This window comes from Micromonospora sp. ANENR4, from assembly GCF_015354395.1.
Lineage (GTDB): Bacteria > Actinomycetota > Actinomycetes > Mycobacteriales > Micromonosporaceae > Micromonospora > Micromonospora aurantiaca.
On record NZ_JADKYQ010000051.1, the window covers coordinates 1 to 581 of the forward strand.

At 67.8% G+C, this 581-nt stretch carries 1 pseudogene; it reads right to left on the minus strand.

The annotated features are described in order from the left end of the window. Window positions 1–259 (minus strand): annotated as a pseudogene (locus IRY44_RS30460) (hypothetical protein); the annotation flags it as partial. Between the last annotated feature and the right edge of the window lie 322 nt (window positions 260–581).

Genomic DNA, 581 nt, shown 5'->3' on the forward strand with positions numbered 1-581 from the left:
TGTCGTAGCCGTCGCGGCCGTAGTCGCCCTCGGCGCCCTTGTCGCCGTGGTCGTCGTCGCTGAGCTGCTGCGTGGTCGACCACTTGACGTCGGCGAGCCGGTGCGGGCCGGTGGCCCCGGTGGTCGCGTAGGCCACGCCGGCGAGGCTGACCGCTCCGGTCAGGCCCACAACGCCGGTGGCGAGCCACATCCGGCGACGCCGGAGCGGGGAGATGGTCTTGCTGGTGGCGTCATCGTTATTGCGAAGGTAGTTGGACATCGGAGCTCTCTGCCCTCTCCTTGTACCTGACAAGGTCGCTTCGCCCTGGCGAGGCGGCCTTCGCTACAAATCGGTTGTAGCTGCTGAAGATGACCGTATGAGAACCTTCTTCGCCTCGTGGCCATATACGAAAAAAACCCGCATAAGGGTGCGGGTGGGATGGGCGGGCGCAGTGCGGTCCGGACGCCCCGGCGGGGGACACCGCGGCCAGTCGGGCCGCCGGCGGGGGTGGGAGCCCTCCGCACGCCGTCAGCGGCGCGAGGAGGGCTCCCCGGTTATGTGGTGGTTCGATCAGTTGAAGCAGTCCTCGACGGTGTTGGCA